Genomic DNA, 19662 nt, shown 5'->3' on the forward strand with positions numbered 1-19662 from the left:
TCCCCGGTTGCGTATTAATGGATTAAAAGTGAATGATCAAAATTCGCTGGTCAAAATCTTTATGACTCACCCAAACATGATCCCCACCTCTACCTGTTATAAATAGCTCGGAATAAGGCTCAACAAATACCTGGCAATCTGACAGTATACATTTTAGTATAAATTCAGAGTAAGTTTGACCATCCTTACCATTTATCTGAAAACAGCCCTCCCCTTCTTGATTCCAAAATGTTAGGCAATGAACAATCTCATTTAATTGAATTGGTAAGGTTTCAGCTTCTAAGATTCCAACTAGAATTTTATCATAATCAACCTGTTTTGTTGTGCCTCGCAAAAAATAAACAGCGTTTGCCCTTTTCGTAGCATAATTATGAAGAGCGCAAAAGCTCTGAGCTTTTTGAATCGATTCACTAGAAAAATCGTTCGTATCTAAGAATATATTTAGCCCGTTATAGCTTATAATGCTATATCTAGATTCAGGGCTTTCGGATATAAATCTCATAATAATAGATTTTATGGGGGATTGCTCCCCCGGTTAAACATTAGGCTATTTTTCGACGTTTATCAGCTTTTAAGACCTCAGAGCCATATTTTGAGCGGATTTCATCAAGAGATTTATCGCCACGGCTAGAAACCTGATATTCTCCAGTACGGAAATACCACGCTAATTTTTTGGAAGCAAAGAAAAAACCCGCATCTTTTAGGATAGCTTTCACAGGATACGTATTTCCAGTAACCCAAATCCAAAAGCCCACCAATTCAATATTGACATCCTCCAAATGAATGATCTTTTCAAGGGCCACACGGTATTCCTCAGAAAATTTGATTTCCTGTTCCGTTTTTTCATCCGAAAAATTAGCGCCCTTAATTACCTTCGCACACGCAAAAGCATATTCTTTGTTGATCTCCTGCATGGTTACTGTATCGCCTCCTAAATCCGGATGGTGCTGTTTAGCTAACTTTTTATAAGTTGCTTTGACCTCGTCCAGTGTCTTACATTCGTTAAACCATTTCATAACTTTAAGAATTAGGGATTACCGTTTCAAGAATCTGAGTTTCCAAAACCCTTACATTTTCAGTACTTCCAATTTTATAGCTCGTTTGGCTTTCCAGTTCTGTAATAGCTTTAAATAAGTTATCTGCCGTGGTTTCGACTTCAACGCGAACAACTAAAAACAAAGTGTACTTTTTCATAATCAGGAAATTTAAATGAATGAAGTAACGCCCCTGCACCCTGCAAGGGCGGTAAATAACTAAGCGGGAATAAAGATTTCGCTTTCAATTTCACCCAATTTTTCAGTGCACAAATCGTAAACAGTTGTTGCTACAGCACGAATTATAAAGGAGTTTTTTGTTGTAAATTTCCGGCCTTCATCGTCTCTAATTGTTAGTTCGCAACCTTGAAAATGATTAGTTCCTGTTTCCTCGGCATCATCCTGTTGTATAATTTCAAAGGCTTTCAGGTTATCAATGGTTTCTATCAGTTTGCCCCGTTGACCAATCCGACGGTTTAGATTTAAAACCAATTCTACAGTAGAATCTAAATTACGTGCGGGTTTATTTTCCTGCATATCCTCTTTGATCTCTACTTTAGATGTTTCTTTAGGAACTTCGGTATTATACGCTACCTGGTCATCTTGTTTTTTTGGCTGTTCTTCAACTATAACCATCAGTGGATTTTGAGGGGTCTCTACATTGTCAAAATCTTTGTTAGGTACAATTGCACTTTCTTTCGATGACAAGGAAGGGCGAATGGCTGTTTTTTCGGTAACGGCATCATTGTTTACTTTTCCTGTTGTTGCGGTGTTTTTTACTGTAGTTTTCATGATAATATTTTTAAAAATGATTGATAAAAAAATGATTGGTTTGCCCGGTTAAGGCGGTAAAATTTGCGGGAGCTATATCAGCTCGGTGTTTTCTGTGGGGGGCTTCTGCCTTTTTTTGTATTCATGGTACTACGGGTTAGAAAAATCAGTCGGCGGTAGCCTCCTGGCCTTTTGTTATCACCCGCGCCTTAATCAATACCCCATTTCTACAAGACTTTGTCAGAAAAAAATACGCTCTCCGAAGGAGAGGAAGATTTTTTTTTGCAAACCCGAAGGGTTCAGTCTTTTAGAAATGGGGTATTGTTCAGACCTTTGTATCTCAAAAGGTTGGGGGAAATTTTTCCCTGACTTAAGGCGCTTAACACGAGCTTAATTAACCGGGAAAAGAAAACAGGGCAATGGAAACACGCTATGTTGCAAGATCAATTTCGTTGCAAACTGTGAAGAGGAATAAGCATGATTGAAATTTGTGAAATGAAAAAAGGGGAAGGAGAATGAGCGGTAAATAAAAAAGCCTGACTGTTTCCAGTCAGGCCATAAATGGTAAGTGTTGCTTATTTGGAGTTCTTTTTGGCAGAAACTTCATTTCTAATGTTCTGTGCCAAAGATTTACTCTTTTGTAAAGCAATACGTAACCTGGTACCTGCGGTCTTATTGCCTTTTGTAAAGAAAGCGTTAGCATCCTTTTCTAAGGATAATACCAATTCTTTTAATACTTTGAAATTTTCCATGCTTGTAAATTTAAATGGATCAATAATTATAACAATTTCGTTTAATCAGATCGGCTCCAACTTTAACGGCCGATGCTCATCGCTTTATCCTGTTCCTTATTCTTAGATAGGTTTTTAGCTGTTAAATCTGCTTTAAGATTTACGGACTCTTTCAGGAACTGTTCCCGTTTTTCATACATACCTGATTCTGAGAAGAAGTTTAGATTATAAAACCTTGGTACAGGCTCAATAAAGACTTTGATGGCTTTACCTTCTTTTTCTACGGTCACCAAAACCCGGTTTCCTTGTTTCAAAGAATCTTCCAGCTCTTTCCGGTTTTCTGGTTTTTCAAGTTCTTTAATATTAAACTCATCGAGTTTTTTACCAAGATCAAAACCATAATTAGGATCTCGCCATGCAGAAAATTGATAGTGCCCATTTTTTTTCCCGGATTCCATATCAAATTTGATCCATGCTTTATACGTTTCACCCCGACTGGCATCAAGCATATCATCCCGATAAATCGTTCTTCCCTGAATTAAATTAGCAGATTGTTCTTTTGTGAAACCTTTGCCCCTGTCTAAACGGATAGTCTCGGTAATCGGCGGGGTACGAAAAGCGGTAGCGAATGTCCTATCAATAAAATTAATTTTACCTTTTTCCATACTGGCAAGTAACCCGCTTTTTTGAAAAGTTTCGCCCACGGATAATTTACTATTCACTTCTTGTTCTTTAAAAAGGGCTATAGCATCTGCCCGATCGCCTACCTTTTTGAATTGTTGCTTTCCATCCTTTTCCGGCAATGTCACAAAGAAACTCTTACCCTCCTCCAGCGGTTGACCTTTGTGAAAGGAAATATCATATTTATTCAAAAAATAATAATCGGACTGGCTAGATTGTTTAAAGGGAAGGTCAAAGGTCACATACCCTTTTTCGGTAATATGGATACCTTCCTTCAACTTAAATTCCGGTACACCAGTTTTCATTTTTTCTTCCATGTCAGAAACTAGCATTTCACTGAAACCTAACTTTCTTAACTCCTCTTTGAGGTTTTCCAAATTGTTTAAATTCATATCTTTTTATGTTAAAATTGATTTAACGGATCATCGCAAGGCTTTGCCTTGGTGAGATGTCCTGTAATTTGATGAGTAGCTTAAATTTGTTTTGAGCTTGTTTTTCTGGCTCTTTAATTTTCTCGACTATTGAAGTAAAGCTGATTGGTTTTTTATCCTGGTCGAAGAAATTCAAAGTTTTATGAGCAGGATCAGCATTCAGATAAAATTTACCTTTATCTGGAATTTCAAATGCTATTGTACTCCCCTGTTCTAAACCCTTGCGGATGCTTTCCTTGGTTAACCCAAAACAATTGAGTTTATCCGCATGCGCGATGATTTCTTTTTTCAGATCAAAATCATATAAAGGAGAATAGCTAATCAATTGACTTTCACCGTTAATTGTTTTCTCTTTAGTATCAACTTGAACCCAACGCTGACTTATAGTACCATCCGAGTTTTCATAGTCCTTATAAACAGGTCTGCCCTGCAATAAATTAACTGCTTCAATGACACTGATGTTATTTTCAATAGGTAGCTTGCAGGTGATGGATTCCCCATTTTCAGGTATCAAAGTTGCTGTAAAGCCATTGTAGTGATAACTACCAAATCTGTCTTTTTCTAAATGGATGTTAACCTTTAACTTACTATTGTCATTTAATTTGTTTAAGGATTCGACATCAATTTTAGGGCTTTCAAAATCTAGTTTGTTATCCAATTTACCCGTGAATGAACTGAGTTCGGCCTTTTTCAATTCCGCTTGTAATGACTCCAGATTTTCAGCACTATTTTTTTCGAACATTCTTAAGTGGCCTGGCTTATCAATTAATAAAGACTTGGCACGAATAAAGAGTCTAACGATTAAATTTGGGTATAGCTTTTTTTGAAGATTATGGGTCACGGTTTTAATGACCTTCAAAAACAACTTTTCTTTATCGGAAGGATTAACGCTTATTCGATATGCACCTTTTGTGAGAAAATCATACTTAAATCTTAGGGTGTCTTTATTGTCAGTTATTCCAGTGAGTTCAGCAAATGCTTTTTGGTGTTCTTCCCAATTTTTCCAGAGCTGCTCAGCCCGGTTGATCTGGCTGGCCATTTAACGTACTTTTAAATCGTTATTACGTAAAAGGATAGCTTTGCCTGCCTGGAGCTTTACCTTGACATTTCGCAATTTCTTACTCACCAAACCTTTTGCCGCTTCTATTCCAGCACCAGCGACTTGGGTAACGAGTGTTTGATCAAAACCAAAGCCCATCCCACGAATAGCATTATCAGTACCACTATTAAGTGCATCGCCAAACATCGCTTCGGGGGCATCAATACCAATCATCCCGTCTAAGCTATATACAGAAAGGTTTACTGGAATGATAGAAGTACCTAACCTGATCAGCTTGATATCAAGTAGTAATCGCTGGTTAACAATTTGGCAAGCCCCAAAAAGTGCATGACCTTTTGGGATCAACATACCGTTTATACGCATCGTATCTTGCAGGATGACTTTAACGGTAGCTCCTTGTACAGCTTTTTTATTGTCAGCAATTGTCGCTGGAATAGCTTTAAAAATACTGTCAGTAATAACAGGCTGATTTTTGTATTTCTGCTGAACACGCTCTGGATGCTGAATATCAAGTATATTTTGCATCAGTCCATTAAGCTGGGTCATTTCAGGATCTTCGGTTTTATTGTTCTGCATGGTCTTCATTAGGTTTTCCAACCGATCAACATCATTTTTAATCGATGATCCCTGTACACCTTGCTGAAATGAACTCGATTTGTAACCAGTTTCTACAGGCTTATTAATTTCTTTGTTCAATGCTTCGAGTTTTGCATTAATTTCTTTAGTCTGCGGCTGGGTTGATTCAGCAGTAAATCCCAAGCGTCCTGCAACATCCTGAATACTACCAGATTTATTATGACCAGAAGAATCGTTATCAGCCAAGTCGTAGAAGCCTAATTTGTCCTTGGGTTCGTCCTTGTTAATATTTGCATCAGGTAAATTGGTATTCATTCCAGCTTTAACATTTTGCTGGTTAAGGCCGGTAGCACTTTTACCACCGCCTAAGTAGGAAAATGTAAAAGCAAGTAAAGGGATAATCAAAACCGGGAGAAATAGTAATATTTTTCCTGTGGTCATTCGTTTTTTAGTTTCCATATAGTCTATTTATGGTTAAGAATTTATTAATGAAAAGCACTAACAATAAGGTAAAGGCAGTATGAACCGAAGGTTGCTATGAATATGATTAAAGCAAATAACAGGGTCTTACTATTTAACATACTGGTTTTGCTGTTTAAAAAATCAGCCCATTGTCGCTGTTTACCAATTACCTTGATAGAAATTTGTTCACTGAGTAGCTTCTGTTGTACAGGCCGTTTAGTTCTTTTAAAAAATTTCATAATTTAAAATTTAGGGGGTAAGTCCCTGTTTTCCAGAATCTCCCAATTTCGGATTAGAAATCCGTGTGGATTATCATCTGTCTGATTTTTGATATCGTCAATAAAACCTTGGGTTACTAGCTTACGAAGCGTCGTGCCGCTAGACCTCCTTAACTTTTGGGTAGCATAACAAGTAAATTGATAGGGATATACGTTTACATCCAATTTGATGCTATCCGGTGTAATTTCCTGGCTAATGTTAGCAGAAATGAGATTATTATAATAACCAGATTCCCGCAAATTGTCATACTGCTTTTTAGCTGATTCATCGGCTAGGTAAAGGGATTTATTGATCGATGCCCGAATTGCTTTATCGTCGGGACTTAGATCAAAAAAATAATGATGAAATGTCTTGACGTGATCCCGCAGCTCTACTGGTAGATTGCTCTTTCTATCTGAAGCTACTGCTTCGAGTACTTTACCATTATACAATACAAATATCTTTTGATATGCTTTATCAATAATTCGGTTATTGTTATAGATGGTAAAGCAGATAGTAATTGCATTTGCAATTATTAAAAAGATGCTGAATCTTTTGATGTGTTTGAAAGCAGTGTCGATATTCCTGAATTGGCTGAACATAATTTGGATTTAGTTATTTGCCTGAAAGTTTGTCTTTAAAGTAATCCTGCCCTGATGCTTCGGCCATTCCATTAGCAAGATTTCTCCTTGCATCGTCAAAACGGTCAACGATCATTCCTGCTCCTGCACTGGCTCCCGCTAAACTTCTTGCACCGACACTCTGCCCCATATTTATAGAGGTACCAGCCATGGAATTAACTTTTGTTAAAATTGAATTTCCACCTCCTGCATGTATAATAAAGTTGGCTACAGTTGGAACACATAGATATCCGGCAATCCCAATGATCAAAAAGACCAGGTATGCTGTATCCGCACTACTAAATGAAGTATCTCCAGATTTTTGTACCTCAGCAATATCCAGCTTGATCATATTTTGCTGTATTTTACCTAAGATTGCCCCAAAGATGTTAGCTATAGGAAGCCATAAGAAAATATTAATGTATCTGGCGATCCAAACAGATAACGTATGGTTGAGGCCGTCAAAAACTGAAAACCCCAATACAAACGGGCCAAGAATGGCAAGAACAATGAGCATAAAAGTTCGGATAGTGTTGAGGCAAAGCGAGGCAGCATAATAAACCACTTGTAAAACCTCACTTAAAAAAGTCTTAAATCCTTGTCGCATTTTGTAATCTTGCTTATCAAGCCAAAACCGCATATTATTCCCAATAGAAGCTAACCATCCCTCTTTGTCGCCCTTCTTGTCATCGGGATGGGTATACTTGTACCATTCTTTCCGATCTCCAAATCCATCCTCGCCTACTAGGAACTTCCATTTATCGGTTTTTTTCAATTCGAGTTCTTTTCGCTTTAAGAGAGCTTTTATAGTAACATCGCTCTTTTCTACCATAGAAGCTGTGGCTGAGATTGTAGGATTAAGTATCCCATTCATTACACCGAGAACAGACGGATAAAGAAGAATAGCAAGACCAAGAGCGAAAGGACGCATTAAAGGATAAAAGTCTATTGCCTCGGCGTTCGCAATGTTGCGCCACACACGATTACCAATATAAAAGATGGCACCAAATCCAGCTATTCCTCTAGCCATAGAGGTAAGATCAGAACATAGTGGGATCATTTCATAATAAACCCCATCTAAGACTTTTTGTAAACCGCCTACATATTCACCTACTCCCTGAGCCATTGAGCTAAAAGGCAATAAAAGTGATACGATCACAACGGTAAATACTATTGTGTTTTTCATAATGTTAGGTTTAAGGGTATAAATCCAGAGTCCCGGCAATGTCTTTTCTTTGAGATTCGCGCTGAAGCGAAAGTGAAAGTGCCTGGTTATTGAAATTTCGCAAGAAAATGAGCTTATCTTCTGTATCTAAAAATATTTTATCGATTGCTCGCAGACGTTCATCATCACTCATTCTTAATTTTGAAGAGGTAATGATCATTGTCAGTTGATCAAGGTTTTCCATACTCTGATCAAATAGTTGCTTGTAAACCCTACCTAAATACTCAATTTCTAAGGGGTTGAAATTATTGGTGCTTTTGAACTGCCTGAAAGCATTCTTATATTCTGAAAGGATACGCTTTTGATAGGTTATAATATCGACTACTCTACGGTATTTTTTCACTTCGGGGCTTACCAGCATCAGTCCGTCAAGAAAAACCTCGTGTAAAGAGAAGTTGCCCTGAGAAATATTTCTAATGGCATTATAACCACCTGAAACAATAGAATATCCCTTTTTCATATCACTGAGGATATTTTTTAGCTGGCTTAATTTCTCTACGTTCAAAAGGAGCTGTTGTACTTCGGTAGATTGTGCACGGCTTTGTGATCCGATCAGGCAAAAGATCAGCAAAAGCAATATTTTGAGATTGGATTTAATTAATTTCATAATTCCTCCTAAGCTGATTGATCCATAATTGTTGTTGCTCTGATTGTCTTAAAAGGGTGTTTACCTGTCCAATAAAATCCATTGTAAAGGCATATTTGTCGATCATAGAATCATATAATTTATCCAGCCGCTTTAATCTTTCTTCATCCCTCATTTTTATCTTACCGGAAGTAATAATTAAAAGCAATTCCTCCAGATCATTTCCACAATCCAAAATAACCTGAGATTGAACATCCCCAACATAAGATTGATTAGGCAGAGAGAGCAGATCATTATATTTTACCGACGCAAAGGCTTTGCTGATACGGATTTGATAGTCAATAATTTCAATGACTTTATAATTTTTACGAACCGCAGGGCTTACCAATTTAAGAGAGTTAATGAAACCCGAATGCAGATTAAACTCACCGCTGGTAATGTCCCTGACCGTCTGGAGTCCCGAACTCGCAATATCATATCCTTTTTTAGCGTAGCCTATATAAACTTGTAATGCGGCTATCTGTTCCAGTAGATATCTCTTTTGTGTCTTTTTCTGGTTAAAAAACTCACCAAAGGTCTGGCCTTGGCTTAATTGTACAGTAATCAGCATGATCAGGGCAACTGAAACTGAGATTTTCCAGAGATTATTTTTCAATTCCATATATTTCTTTTAATTGAGCGGTTTCGTCCAACGAGGTAGCCCGCTGAATACTTAAGGTTATATTTCCAGTATTAAACTGTTTGAGGTCATTGTAATTATCGTCCATCTGATCGGCAGCTCTATTAATGACTTCGAGTCTTTCAGCATCAGACATTTGTGTTTTGAATGAGCTGATTACCATCAATATTTGATCTAGGTTTTTGATACTTTCATCCAGTATGCCGGAATACACCTTTTCCATGTGATTTAATTCCTCAGCATTAAAATGTTTATCCTGTCGGAATAGGTTCCACGCCCACTTATACTCGTCCACAATCGCAACCTGTTTTTGAGTGAGGTCTTTGATTCTTTTGTAATAAGCGATAGAAGATTTAATCTTCCAAAGCTCATCGTAATACTCACTGTAAAGGTTTTTCTGTTTTGTCGTCCAGTCAGCGATCTCAGTTAGTTTTAATTTGGAAAGTTGATTTTCTAACACCTTTTGGGCATTTTGAAGCCAAATAGTTTGATTCTGCAAGCGCTGAATTTTAAGATCAACTGCTTTAATTACTTTTTTTACTCCAGCCTTAATCACTTCAACAACCGCTATTTGAGCATCTGCATTTTGCGGCAAAGCAACAAATAATGTCATTGTACTGATAGGTAGGATGACCATATACTTCTTCATAAGTTTTATAATTTTCATGGTTATCAATTTTGTTTTTTATATGTATGCTGACAGACAAGCCAACACCTGTTCATTAAGATCTGATAGATCTGATTTTAGAAATCAAATACGTTTTCCATCCCTAATCTCCTGTGCTAGAATCCCTATTCCTTTAAGAATGCCCCCATACTTTCCAGCATATTCATGTACCAATAGTTTTTCTCTTTCTTCGGTACTGTAGGCTAGATATTCTTCAATAGAAACTTCAGTGCGGTAGACTTTTGAATGGCCGTTCCCCAACGAGATAAAAACCTCCTTATACTTGCGGGCAGGATCATTTGCTTTATTGAGGGATAATACCTGTGCCTTTTCCTTGTCGGTTAAGCCAAGTAACTCTTGGATAATCTCAAATTTGTTCTCGTATTTACTTTGATCCAATAAGATTTTACAATCACTATTATTAATGATTGCGTTTTTCACAATTGGGGAGCTGATGATATCTTCAATCTCCTGAGTCACCACAATTGGCTCCCCATAGAACTTCCGCATGGTTTTGAATAAATAGCGGATATATTCAGCAGTTCCGGGTTTTATGATCGCTTTCCAACATTCCTCAATGAGCATTATTTTGCGAATACCTTTAAGCTTACGCATCTTGGAGATCACAAGCTCCATAATGACCATAACGGTCACGCCAAATAAAATGGGATGCTCCTTCAAATTGTCCAGTTCAAAGACTATAAATCTTTCGTGAAGCATATCCAGGTTCTCGGTTGCATTGAGCAGGTAATCAAATTCACCACCTTTATAGTAGGGATTAAGAACATACAGGAAATTACCAATGTCAAAATCTTTCTCTTTAACTTTTCCGTTCTCCAACACCTGCATATACTCGAACATTAAGTACTCATAGAAGCTATTGAAGCAGGGGAATATATCTTGGTTCTTTTCTAAATGAGCTAGATAAAGAGTTAAGGCATTGGATATGGCGACATATTCGGAACGGCGATAAGGTTCATCATCTTTTTTCCAAAGTGCCAAGAGAAGGGTTTTAATGCTCTCCCGTTTCTCGGTATCCATCACGTCCCCGTCTGCCAAATAGAAAGGGTTAAATTTTATCGGATCTTCCTCTGTATACGTAAAATAATATCCTCCTACTAATTCACATAGCCCCCTATAGCTGTGTCCAATGTCCATCACTACCACGTGAGAACCTTGTTCATAATAGCTTCTAAGCATATGATTGAGTAGAAAACTCTTTCCCGAACCGCTTGCACCCAAGCAAAATTTTGATCGGTTATTAATCCAACCAAGATCGAACGGCTCATTACTGATATCAACATTTATAGGATTTCCGGTAAGGCGATCACCAAACCGAATACCATATTGACTAACTGATGATCTGTAGTTGGTTTCCAGATTAAAGAAGCAGGTAGATTGTTCTAAAAACGTGTCGAATGTGTCGTTCATGGGAAAATCTGCTTCATTTCCCGGTAATCCTGCAAACCATATTTGTGGTTGTCCGTCGGTTTCCTGTTTTGCAACTGCATCCATTTGAGCCATTGCTGAAGAGACAAGATTTTTTAAGTCCTTTGCCTTTGCCTGATTGTCAGACCAAGCCATCACATTAAAATGAGCTTTTACAGGCAATCTGCCCGAAGCAATAGCTTCATTTAAAAAGTCATTGGTAGCGTCACGGTTGATCGAATTTTCCCGCGAATAGGCTGATAAGGATTGAAGTCTTAGTTTTTTTGACTCCAATCGTTTAATAGTTTTCTGCGCATCTTCGATAAACACATATTGATTAAGGATGTGATTACAGTTTAATAGCGCCCCCAATGGACTGGCAAAACCGATACTAAATTTGGTACGATCAGTAGAATACTTATCATAATTTATACGACTTCCACATAAGGCAGGCAGGTCTTCGGTGTCTGAAAGAGAATAGACTTCTACTTTTTTGTCACCCACACGAATGCCATCTTTGATATGCACATCACGAATTACTGGCATTTGTTCCTTGGCCAATAAAAAACAGTAACGTTCGATTATGCCCGCTTTATTAGCTGTACCCGCAAGCTCATCGTCATTAAGCCTTTGTAGGGACACAAACCCGCTATCTTTTAAAACACTTTCGAACTGGCCTGCGGCATCCAAAAAATCCCCTATAAGAACTGGATCAATGGTTTGAACAGGCACTATGGTCTTACGCAAGATATTATTGTAAACAGAGCTGGAAAGTTTTCTTCCTGCTGGTTTCTTCGTTAAATAGATAAAGCACTCATGTTCCAGAAATGGTCTTTCATTAAAGAATTTCTCGCTGGATTTGGTTAGAAAACTTTGATCGTCCTTCTGAAAATCCGCCTTATAATTTGATGCTATAAACCAATCTTGTTTATGAAAAATGCTATGCTGCGGAAGGAGTTTAATAGCCCTGGTTAATGCCTGATGATAGGTTTCGTAATCCCGTTCAGAAAGGGTAAAAATCTCTGGCAAAGATGCTTTATACACGATAGTGATGTCGCCGTGCATGGAAAGAATACAGTTATTTTCCACTTTCCAGATCGGAAATATGTTTGATGCTTCTACCATATTAATGCTGTTTAAGTTGGGTAAAAAGTCTGCGGGATCGGAATTGGATGTGGGTAGGTAAATTTCTTTTAGCAAGAAACTTCATTAAGCCATGTTCTCCGAAACGGTGGCTGAGACGGAAGACAGCGAAAAAAAGTGCTGATCCTAATATGCCAACTACTGGCAAAAGGATAAACAACCCGACCTTTAGAATATAACCGATAGCAAAGCCAAGCAGTAATAACACCAGACCAATGGCTAAATATGCAATGTACTGTGCCTTTAGTCCTTTGAACATGATCGGCTTGGAAACGCCTTTGTTAATTTGATATACGCTTGCCATGATCAGACTCCGAAAAAGGATTTCAATACCGTGATGACAATGACAAGAAAAATACATGAACCAAACCATGCGGCTGCCACCTTGCTGGTATCCGGTTCTCCAGCATTCCATTTGTTAAAAACCTTGACAGCACCAATGATGCCCATCACTGCTCCGATTGCGTACATTAATGTACCTCCAGTATCAAAATATCCTTTTACTTCTTCAGCGGCCTTTTGTATACCTGCTTTCCCGCTCTGGGCTGATACGGTAAAAGCATACAGTAAGTTATAAATACAGAGAGTAAAGCCCAATAACAGAGTTTTTGCGAAATATTGTTTTTTTGAATTGACCATATGATTTTACATTTGCTAATGTTGGAATTGATTAAAGGAATAAATCCGGAAGGCATTAATACCAGATATCTTCAAGCTCCTTTGTAGTGATATGAAAGGACGCGTGATCAATGATAAATTCGTTAATGCGGTGCAGATTGGGATTGGAAGCTATTCCTGGGTAATTTTCCCGAATAGCAGAAATGAGGTTTAAAAAATCGTGTTTATTACCATCTTCCTTAGCAAGGATGCCGAATATGATTTTGATCTCTTCCAAAACATCACTAACCACACCGAGCCTTTCCTCTTTCTCATCATCACTGACGAAAGAAACCTCATCAATACTCACTTTGGACATTCCTTCAGGTAGTTTAGATTTGCCCATAAGCTCAGGTTCATCATCGTCACTGAGTACATCTACGTTTTTGTCCCATTTGTGATCAAGTGGATGATCTTCTTCATCGGCTGTAGACTTCCTATTCAGAAGAGCTTTTAATTGTTTTGGGTAATAGATCAGGATTACACCGATATACCAGACGATTGTCAGTACCAGGGTTGCAACAAGAAATTGTTGCCATGTAAATTGTTGTAACATAATTTTCGCTTTAAATCCGAAGTACCATTACCTGGATCTAAAGCAAATTTTGTGATGTAGCAGATTCTTCCTTGACAACCACTTAGGTAGTCACCATAAATAAATCTGTTATATGGATGAATCTAGCAGGACTTAACCTTTCAAATTCGGACGAAAGGCATCCTCGTCGTCTATCTTTTTATTAATTGATTTGACCATTTCATCCAGATACTTTGTTCTACTGAGCCGTTTTCGCTGTTTTATTTCCGAAAACCTACGATATGGCCTTCCTATATTTACATTAAAAACCTTTTCAAACTTGCGCACTAACTCAGCAAGACCTATTTTCCCATTATTAACCTGGGCAGTTTGATAAATTCCATACGCCATTTCTAATAGATTAATACTTTCTCCAGTCCATTTTGTTTCAATATCATCACCTGAAAAAGGATGAAAATCAACACCTGCAATTGCTGCTTCCAGGTACCGGGCAATCTGTTCAGTTGCTATAATCCGGGCATAAATATAGTCACCAGCGGTAGAGAACCTTTCATCCTGATCTACCCTAACTTTACATAACCAACGTGGCGTATCAGAAACTCCACGAAGAAATAATTGGCTGTCTAGATAATCATCTTCAGAGCGGTAATAGGCGTAAATTTGCCTGTTACCTTCAAAAAAGCGTTTAATGGTTTTGAGTTCACTTTCATAATAACCCTTTAAATGAAGCAAACCACCCTCTGGTTTATCAAATTCTAAACGTTCAACGTTGCTATAGAAAATTAATAGGCTGCTGAATTTGGGCTTAATCACTTTAAAAAAGTTAATTTCTTCTTCCTGGGAAGTAAATGAATAATCAAGCACCTTTTCTTTTAATAGGGATAGAAAGGTAGATGCTGTTTGCACACGCAATTTTCGTTGACTTGTGATCGAATGATCTGACGAATTATCAATTTCATCCAGTGCAATGCGTTGCATTTTGTAGAGGTCTTCTGCAATTTCTTTGATCATAATTAATAAGTTTACATTTAAAAAAGAAAAACAAAGTGGAAAGAATTAACCTAGTTGGAAAGTGACACAGATGACACCCTAAAAGTGTCACATTGGAACATAATCCGTTGTAAAACTATTGATAACTGCATTTTTACATTACACTTTTAGTCTTTCATTTTTATTTACGTACCCAAAAAAAAAGTGTGACCTTCTCTGTAAAAGAAAAAATCACACTTAAACTTAAGAGGGTATGTAACCAAATAACCGGACTCGAAACATTATAAGTTATAGATCGAAAAATTCCAATAGGTAAGGCATGGTTAATATTCCAAGAAACCATAATTTCAAACAATCTGTGTAATGAGTATCAATATAGGTGATCATCGCAACAAGCCAAAACCGTATTTTTTTCACAATCCTTATTGGAACAACTTTATTCATACTAAAAACATTCCTCATATATTGTGCAGAGGGATTGTTAGACCGATCTGTTTTAATGTGATTGGCAACGAAACTATAAAGGTTAGCTTTATACCTGGTTTTAATAAAGCGGACTTCGAGCATTACCCGTAAAAGAAAAAATAGCTCTTCAATAGTAGTACTAACAGAAAAATAATAGTTGGAGCCTCGTTTCCCTTTACCATCAGTGGGAAATGGAGCAATAACCGCTTTCATTTTTGAAATTATATCCAGTTCCCGGTGAACATAACTGGAAATTGACTCCAAAATTGTCGGTACCTCCGTATTGTAACCATCTTTAATTTCTGGTCTAATATTATCAATGATTTTCAATAATACCAGCCATTCCATCTCTTGATCCTCATATGGCATATCTGGACTTACTATTGTAACAGCGTATTCAAGGAAAAATTCATAAAAAGGCAATGGATTAAAGTTCTGGCCAATTAGGAGCTTGATCAATTTCATTGTCTCTCCAACCTCTGCTTGATCAAGATAAACAACTAGTACATCAACCAAATTTTGCATGTAAAGGAACTGCCTCCAGGATTTGATCGCATTATTTTCGGGGTGATGAAGACCGATCAGATAACTATCCAAGATTAATATGAGGTCAGGTTCAATATGTTTAACCTGCATTTTATGGATTATTGTTTTATGTAGCGGTATAGCCTGCTTATTATTATAGACTAGCCAAAACGGAATATTGCCATTTACGTCAAAGTGATCAGGATAGTTATCAAATAATTCCTCTAATTTCTTCACCGACTGCAATCCTATTTCTTTGAGACAAGCTTGAATGTCTGACCGACAATTATCATTACAAGGCTCAAATTGCTGATGAAGGTGGTATAAATTATTTGAAAATTCAGTTAATGTATTTTGTGCCATTTTAATGAACATGGCTAGTTTATCATCCTGTTCATTTATTCTTGTTTCCAAATCACAGGTGAGTTCAGACCAAATGCTAAATAACACAGTTTTCCCATTGCGCCCTGAAGAATCATTCAGGCAACAATTTTCTTTCAGCACAGAGACAGCCTCCATAAAGGCATCTACTTGAATAAATCCAGCAATCACTTGTGTTTTCCTTTCTCGTTCCTAACCAATTGCATATTGCTGATAGTCTCACAAAAGGCCATCAAGTATCTGATTTTCAGCAGCGTGCAACAACTATAGTAAATATCACAATAAAGTGATAAAATAAGTAATTTATTTTTGTCACCTAAAATCAACGTTTAAAGCCCATTTGAGCCTCATTTCAGGGCAATGTTACAGATTTTGCGAAGTAAAGTGTCATGCAAATTGATGATTAAAAATTTGTTTATTGCCGTTGTTAAGGAAATTTCTTGAACAAATTGAACAAAATGAACTTTATTAAGCATTTAACAGGATGCAAGTTTTTTCAAGAAAAAAGTGACTACCATGAATTTATAAACCAGTATGATTAACAATTGACTTTTTACTTTCGGTAAACGGCATAAGAGCAGATGACTAATCCAGCATATAAAATGTTATTCGAGGAATTTGAAAGGTACTACCCTCAAATCTCCTCTGGATTTAAAATAAAAGTCCAGGAGAAATTATATGAAGTCACCTATAAAAAGGGTACAAGAGTATTAAGTTACAAGCAGATCCAGGAATCTGGATTGTTTATATATCATGGGTCTGCTATTGAACTGTTTGTTGATCCACTTACACTTGAAGAGACTACCACAAATTTTTGGTTTGAAAGAGATTTTCCATACACCACTCCTGGCTTATTCAGCAGGGAACCATCGCAAAGTTATATCATGCTTTTAGAAGATACTCACTTCGTGGGGATACCTTTTGCAGATTTTACGATGCTGAAAAATGAATTTCCTGATGTTGAATTACTAACTGAGAATATTAGGAGCCATTATGATAAGCTTCGGTTGCAATATTTGGCAGACTTTAGATATCCAGCATATGAAAGGGTAAAAAAACTGGAGAAATTGTATCCCGACATATATAAAAGGTTAGAAATTCAACATATAGCCCAATATCTTAAAATAAACGTAAAAACTTTGAGCAGGCTACGTAAGAAATGAGGGTTATTAAAATCTGCGAATAATATTCTTAATCGGACATTTATCCCCTTTTTCTAACACAAATGCCCAATTTTTTTACCCCAAATGTCTGGTGTTTTTTTTCATTTACAACCGAACTTTAATTTACAGTTCGTTCAAATTTTCATTTAAAAAAGAAAGGAAAGCCGTGACAAAGAGTATTCTTAGAAAAAGTAGGATACGCACCTGCTAAACACAAAATCACCTATTTGATAAATAATTTGCAACTGAGTTATGGGAACTACGTTCATTAAAAGAACATTTAAATTTTCTGAGGTTACTAAAGAAAAAGTGATCTTTGGTATTTGTCTGGCCTGCATATTTCTATTTTTATCTTCTGCTTATAGTAAAATAGCTGACCATAAGACCTTTGTTCAGGGCTTAAGCAGGGTATCATTAATTGGGTCATATGCCGAGATAATTGGTTGGCTCGTTCCACTCATAGAAATCACTGCATCTATTTTGTTAATAGTACCAAAAACATATAAAATAGGACTTGTGGTTTTTATATGGACTATGTCTGTCTTTAGTTTATATATTCTTAGTATGTTATTATGGGCTAAAGAGCTTCCATGTCATTGCAATTTGATTATCAATTCATTTAACTGGGTACAACATGTCTGGTTTAATCTTGCTTTTATTGGGATTGCTGGACTTGCGCTCAGGATTAGTAAACAAAATGTCAAATCTTAACAATGGACAACAATGAAAAATTATCAAAAAATTGCTTTAGCACTTATGGTAGGTGTTTCTGCATTAGGATTCAGTGCCTTTCAAAATTCGGCAAATGCCAACTTGAAACTATCTCAACAAACATTCTATAATATTAAAGGAATTACGAGTACAAATCCTGCCGATTACATTTACAGACCAAATGGCAGCTGTCTTACTTCTTCAAAAGCTTGTAGTGCTGTTTGGAATTATTCAGGAACTTTAACCCCGGGGTCTCATCCAAACGGAACAAAAGTTTCTCCATCGGACGCAGTGGGTACATATGACGGAAATTAAAAGAAGAAGGGCTGTAAACAGCCCTTCTTCTTTTAATTTTTATTTATTGCATCTGAAAGAATCTGAGATAGCCTAACAGCTGAAATTCTGAGATCAGTTCGGCTATTATTATATAGCTTACCTTGTTTATCAATTACTATAGGCCGTGGATAAGAATATACTGCCAACTGTTTCAGGATTGCATGATTACTACCCAAACCATTTGTATATAAATTGACAGCATGAGGTGAGGTATACTTACCATCTTTGATGCTTTTTAGCCATTTTTCTTTATCTCTATCAATAGAGACGGAGATAAAAACTATCTTTTTATTATCTTGGAAGTCCTTTTCAACTTTAGAAAGTAGATCTTGATAGTATAGTGTGCATCCCGAACAGCCTGTATACCAAAAATCTATAAAAACAACTTTACCAAGGAATTGGCTTAATTTAACTTCTTTACTATTTTCATCAACTAACATAAAATCAACAACCTTTGTTCCAAAGCTTTGATTTTTGATTAACTCTTTAAGCAATTGGATATACTGCGGATCATTCATTTTTTTTATAGCATTGCTAGCTATTGTTTCTTGATCATCTAAATGGGTATAATAATTAAGGATATACTCAGTCAAAACACGTTCCCTCAATTTGTCGTTAGATATCTCGTAAATCTGATCCAATAAACTTCTTCCATTTATTGTTCGTCCTTCAAACAAAAATTGACGTAATAAAAAAGAGGGATAGAATGCAGAATTAGCCAAAACATCTTGCGGAATGGCAATATTAGATTTAATCCGTGTTTGATAAAAATTCATGAATTTTCGCTTATTGGTATCGTTCAGTGAATTAATTCTTTCAGTGAAAATATTCAAATGCTTATATATGATGTTCATCTTTTTTGCAAACAGATTAAATTTGATTAGTTGGTACGCCTCGTTAGAAATGAGAGATTCGTAGTTTAACGAAAGTGAGTTGCTACTATCATCTAAAGTGTTAGCAAAGCTTATCGTCCGCTCCAATTCAGCTTCAATTGTATTTTTAACAACCAAATTTTTCTTTAATTCCCATTTGATTTCATTATCGTTCTGATTCTTGTTTAATAAATATTGATACTTATACTTCTGGATTCCTTCACCAGAAAATGAAATGTTTTGTGCGAAAATGGTGTTGTTTGCAGTTCCATTAAGGTCTACGTTCTGAATAAGCATATCTACATTGTCATTTGGTTCTGCTATATATGAGTTTAGGATTTCTTTGATATTACCATCTTTGGCTTTGTAGGAAAGATTAAAATAAACCAAACTAGTATCAGGCAATTCAAATTCAAATCCACCTTCATCGGAAATTGCTACTGTTTTTTGGTTGTAAGGAAGATATGCCGATTCTCCAAGAGGAAGTTTACAGCTTCTATATGTCAGGACAATTGAGTCCTTTTCGAAAACATTTAAAGTTCCACTAATCTTGATTTTTGAAAAAGAATTTTGCGCAGAAACCGTGCTGATTGTGCCAAGGCAGTAAAATGTCGCACTTAAAGACAATATAAGAAGTCTGGTAATAGATTTATTTATCATAGTATATTTCTTAGG

The 19662-nt window shown here is 36.6% G+C and carries 23 protein-coding genes; 3 read left to right on the forward strand and 20 right to left on the reverse strand.

Going from position 1 to position 19662, the window contains the following annotated elements; genetic code table 11:
• Positions 1-22: 22 nt before the first annotated feature.
• The 19 genes from HDE70_RS10015 to HDE70_RS10105 form a co-directional block, all read right to left on the reverse strand.
• Positions 23-502, reverse strand: coding sequence for a hypothetical protein (locus HDE70_RS10015; protein WP_183889760.1), 480 nt, complete (start codon positions 500-502; stop codon positions 23-25).
• Between the two features lie 40 nt (positions 503-542).
• Positions 543-1016 carry a J domain-containing protein gene (locus HDE70_RS10020; RefSeq protein WP_183889763.1) on the reverse strand — a complete coding sequence of 158 codons (474 nt, stop codon included), beginning with the start codon at positions 1014-1016 and terminating at the stop codon, positions 543-545.
• Between the two features lie 4 nt (positions 1017-1020).
• Complete coding sequence (locus HDE70_RS10025; RefSeq protein WP_183889765.1) at positions 1021-1194, reverse strand: hypothetical protein; 174 nt, start codon at positions 1192-1194, stop codon at positions 1021-1023.
• A gap of 59 nt (positions 1195-1253) precedes the next feature.
• Positions 1254-1826 (reverse strand): hypothetical protein, encoded by a 573-nt coding sequence (locus HDE70_RS10030; RefSeq protein ID WP_183889767.1) that lies wholly within the window; start codon positions 1824-1826, stop codon positions 1254-1256.
• A gap of 554 nt (positions 1827-2380) precedes the next feature.
• A complete protein-coding gene (locus HDE70_RS10035; protein ID WP_183889769.1) occupies positions 2381-2557 on the reverse strand; it encodes a histone H1 in 177 nt (58 codons plus the stop codon).
• 62 nt (positions 2558-2619) lie between these two features.
• On the reverse strand, positions 2620-3609 hold the full coding sequence (locus tag HDE70_RS10040; RefSeq protein ID WP_183889771.1) for a hypothetical protein: 990 nt from the start codon (positions 3607-3609) through the stop codon (positions 2620-2622).
• Positions 3610-3631: 22 nt separating this feature from the next.
• On the reverse strand, positions 3632-4687 hold the full coding sequence (locus HDE70_RS10045) for a hypothetical protein (protein ID WP_183889772.1): 1056 nt from the start codon (positions 4685-4687) through the stop codon (positions 3632-3634).
• Positions 4688-5743 (reverse strand): conjugative transposon protein TraM, encoded by a 1056-nt coding sequence (gene traM, locus HDE70_RS10050; RefSeq protein ID WP_183889774.1) that lies wholly within the window; start codon positions 5741-5743, stop codon positions 4688-4690.
• Between the two features lie 245 nt (positions 5744-5988).
• Complete coding sequence (gene traK / locus HDE70_RS10055) at positions 5989-6606, reverse strand: conjugative transposon protein TraK (RefSeq protein ID WP_183889776.1); 618 nt, start codon at positions 6604-6606, stop codon at positions 5989-5991.
• A 13-nt stretch (positions 6607-6619) separates the two neighbouring features.
• A complete protein-coding gene (traJ, locus tag HDE70_RS10060) occupies positions 6620-7810 on the reverse strand; it encodes a conjugative transposon protein TraJ (protein ID WP_183889779.1) in 1191 nt (396 codons plus the stop codon).
• Positions 7811-7820: 10 nt separating this feature from the next.
• Positions 7821-8456, reverse strand: coding sequence for a TerB family tellurite resistance protein (locus tag HDE70_RS10065; RefSeq protein WP_183889781.1), 636 nt, complete (start codon positions 8454-8456; stop codon positions 7821-7823).
• Positions 8443-9096, reverse strand: a complete 654-nt coding sequence (locus HDE70_RS10070) for a hypothetical protein (protein ID WP_183889783.1) — start codon at positions 9094-9096, stop codon at positions 8443-8445. Before HDE70_RS10070 ends, HDE70_RS10065 begins: the two co-directional genes overlap by 14 nt.
• The gene (locus HDE70_RS10075; RefSeq protein WP_062548558.1) at positions 9080-9781 is read right to left on the reverse strand and encodes a hypothetical protein; all 702 of its coding nucleotides are present in this window, start codon (positions 9779-9781) and stop codon (positions 9080-9082) included. Before HDE70_RS10075 ends, HDE70_RS10070 begins: the two co-directional genes overlap by 17 nt.
• A gap of 84 nt (positions 9782-9865) precedes the next feature.
• Positions 9866-12334, reverse strand: a complete 2469-nt coding sequence (locus tag HDE70_RS10080) for a TraG family conjugative transposon ATPase (RefSeq protein WP_183889785.1) — start codon at positions 12332-12334, stop codon at positions 9866-9868.
• Between the two features lies 1 nt (position 12335).
• Entirely contained in the window at positions 12336-12656 is a 321-nt protein-coding gene (locus tag HDE70_RS10085; RefSeq protein ID WP_183889787.1) for a DUF4133 domain-containing protein, read from the reverse strand.
• Between the two features lie 2 nt (positions 12657-12658).
• A complete protein-coding gene (locus HDE70_RS10090) occupies positions 12659-12991 on the reverse strand; it encodes a DUF4134 domain-containing protein (RefSeq protein WP_062548555.1) in 333 nt (110 codons plus the stop codon).
• A 55-nt stretch (positions 12992-13046) separates the two neighbouring features.
• Entirely contained in the window at positions 13047-13565 is a 519-nt protein-coding gene (locus HDE70_RS10095) for a hypothetical protein (protein WP_183889789.1), read from the reverse strand.
• A 132-nt stretch (positions 13566-13697) separates the two neighbouring features.
• Complete coding sequence (locus tag HDE70_RS10100) at positions 13698-14555, reverse strand: RteC domain-containing protein (protein WP_183889791.1); 858 nt, start codon at positions 14553-14555, stop codon at positions 13698-13700.
• Between the two features lie 267 nt (positions 14556-14822).
• Positions 14823-16076 (reverse strand): hypothetical protein, encoded by a 1254-nt coding sequence (locus HDE70_RS10105; RefSeq protein ID WP_183889793.1) that lies wholly within the window; start codon positions 16074-16076, stop codon positions 14823-14825.
• Between the two features lie 410 nt (positions 16077-16486).
• Here HDE70_RS10105 and HDE70_RS10110 point away from each other — a divergent pair, with 410 nt between their 5' ends.
• The 3 genes from HDE70_RS10110 (at position 16487) to HDE70_RS10120 (ending at position 18094) form a co-directional block, all read left to right on the forward strand.
• Positions 16487-17068, forward strand: coding sequence for a Crp/Fnr family transcriptional regulator (locus HDE70_RS10110; protein ID WP_062548551.1), 582 nt, complete (start codon positions 16487-16489; stop codon positions 17066-17068).
• Positions 17069-17320: 252 nt separating this feature from the next.
• Positions 17321-17779, forward strand: a complete 459-nt coding sequence (locus tag HDE70_RS10115; protein ID WP_183889795.1) for a MauE/DoxX family redox-associated membrane protein — start codon at positions 17321-17323, stop codon at positions 17777-17779.
• A 12-nt stretch (positions 17780-17791) separates the two neighbouring features.
• Positions 17792-18094 carry a hypothetical protein gene (locus HDE70_RS10120; RefSeq protein WP_183889797.1) on the forward strand — a complete coding sequence of 101 codons (303 nt, stop codon included), beginning with the start codon at positions 17792-17794 and terminating at the stop codon, positions 18092-18094.
• 32 nt (positions 18095-18126) lie between these two features.
• Here HDE70_RS10120 and HDE70_RS10125 read toward each other — a convergent pair whose 3' ends face one another.
• Complete coding sequence (locus HDE70_RS10125; protein ID WP_183889799.1) at positions 18127-19647, reverse strand: TlpA family protein disulfide reductase; 1521 nt, start codon at positions 19645-19647, stop codon at positions 18127-18129.
• Positions 19648-19662: the final 15 nt, after the last annotated feature.

Origin of the sequence: Pedobacter cryoconitis (genome assembly GCF_014200595.1) — a bacterium.
Classification (GTDB): domain Bacteria; phylum Bacteroidota; class Bacteroidia; order Sphingobacteriales; family Sphingobacteriaceae; genus Pedobacter; species Pedobacter cryoconitis_C.

What these genes read in the sequence shown, in the direction of transcription:
- HDE70_RS10115 (WP_183889795.1), top strand. Translation starts at nt 17,321, where the DNA reads ATGGGAACTACGTTCATTAAAAGAACATTTAAATTTTCTGAGGTTACT.
- HDE70_RS10020 (WP_183889763.1), bottom strand. Translation starts at nt 1,016, where the DNA reads ATGAAATGGTTTAACGAATGTAAGACACTGGACGAGGTCAAAGCAACT.
- HDE70_RS10070 (WP_183889783.1), bottom strand. Translation starts at nt 9,096, where the DNA reads ATGGAATTGAAAAATAATCTCTGGAAAATCTCAGTTTCAGTTGCCCTG.
- HDE70_RS10095 (WP_183889789.1), bottom strand. Translation starts at nt 13,565, where the DNA reads ATGTTACAACAATTTACATGGCAACAATTTCTTGTTGCAACCCTGGTA.
- HDE70_RS10090 (WP_062548555.1), bottom strand. Translation starts at nt 12,991, where the DNA reads ATGGTCAATTCAAAAAAACAATATTTCGCAAAAACTCTGTTATTGGGC.
- HDE70_RS10065 (WP_183889781.1), bottom strand. Translation starts at nt 8,456, where the DNA reads ATGAAATTAATTAAATCCAATCTCAAAATATTGCTTTTGCTGATCTTT.
- HDE70_RS10110 (WP_062548551.1), top strand. Translation starts at nt 16,487, where the DNA reads ATGACTAATCCAGCATATAAAATGTTATTCGAGGAATTTGAAAGGTAC.
- HDE70_RS10035 (WP_183889769.1), bottom strand. Translation starts at nt 2,557, where the DNA reads ATGGAAAATTTCAAAGTATTAAAAGAATTGGTATTATCCTTAGAAAAG.
- HDE70_RS10125 (WP_183889799.1), bottom strand. Translation starts at nt 19,647, where the DNA reads ATGATAAATAAATCTATTACCAGACTTCTTATATTGTCTTTAAGTGCG.
- HDE70_RS10075 (WP_062548558.1), bottom strand. Translation starts at nt 9,781, where the DNA reads ATGAAAATTATAAAACTTATGAAGAAGTATATGGTCATCCTACCTATC.
- traJ (WP_183889779.1), bottom strand. Translation starts at nt 7,810, where the DNA reads ATGAAAAACACAATAGTATTTACCGTTGTGATCGTATCACTTTTATTG.
- traK (WP_183889776.1), bottom strand. Translation starts at nt 6,606, where the DNA reads ATGTTCAGCCAATTCAGGAATATCGACACTGCTTTCAAACACATCAAA.
- HDE70_RS10040 (WP_183889771.1), bottom strand. Translation starts at nt 3,609, where the DNA reads ATGAATTTAAACAATTTGGAAAACCTCAAAGAGGAGTTAAGAAAGTTA.
- HDE70_RS10030 (WP_183889767.1), bottom strand. Translation starts at nt 1,826, where the DNA reads ATGAAAACTACAGTAAAAAACACCGCAACAACAGGAAAAGTAAACAAT.
- HDE70_RS10120 (WP_183889797.1), top strand. Translation starts at nt 17,792, where the DNA reads ATGAAAAATTATCAAAAAATTGCTTTAGCACTTATGGTAGGTGTTTCT.
- HDE70_RS10100 (WP_183889791.1), bottom strand. Translation starts at nt 14,555, where the DNA reads ATGATCAAAGAAATTGCAGAAGACCTCTACAAAATGCAACGCATTGCA.
- HDE70_RS10080 (WP_183889785.1), bottom strand. Translation starts at nt 12,334, where the DNA reads ATGGTAGAAGCATCAAACATATTTCCGATCTGGAAAGTGGAAAATAAC.
- HDE70_RS10025 (WP_183889765.1), bottom strand. Translation starts at nt 1,194, where the DNA reads ATGAAAAAGTACACTTTGTTTTTAGTTGTTCGCGTTGAAGTCGAAACC.
- HDE70_RS10015 (WP_183889760.1), bottom strand. Translation starts at nt 502, where the DNA reads ATGAGATTTATATCCGAAAGCCCTGAATCTAGATATAGCATTATAAGC.
- HDE70_RS10045 (WP_183889772.1), bottom strand. Translation starts at nt 4,687, where the DNA reads ATGGCCAGCCAGATCAACCGGGCTGAGCAGCTCTGGAAAAATTGGGAA.
- HDE70_RS10085 (WP_183889787.1), bottom strand. Translation starts at nt 12,656, where the DNA reads ATGGCAAGCGTATATCAAATTAACAAAGGCGTTTCCAAGCCGATCATG.
- traM (WP_183889774.1), bottom strand. Translation starts at nt 5,743, where the DNA reads ATGGAAACTAAAAAACGAATGACCACAGGAAAAATATTACTATTTCTC.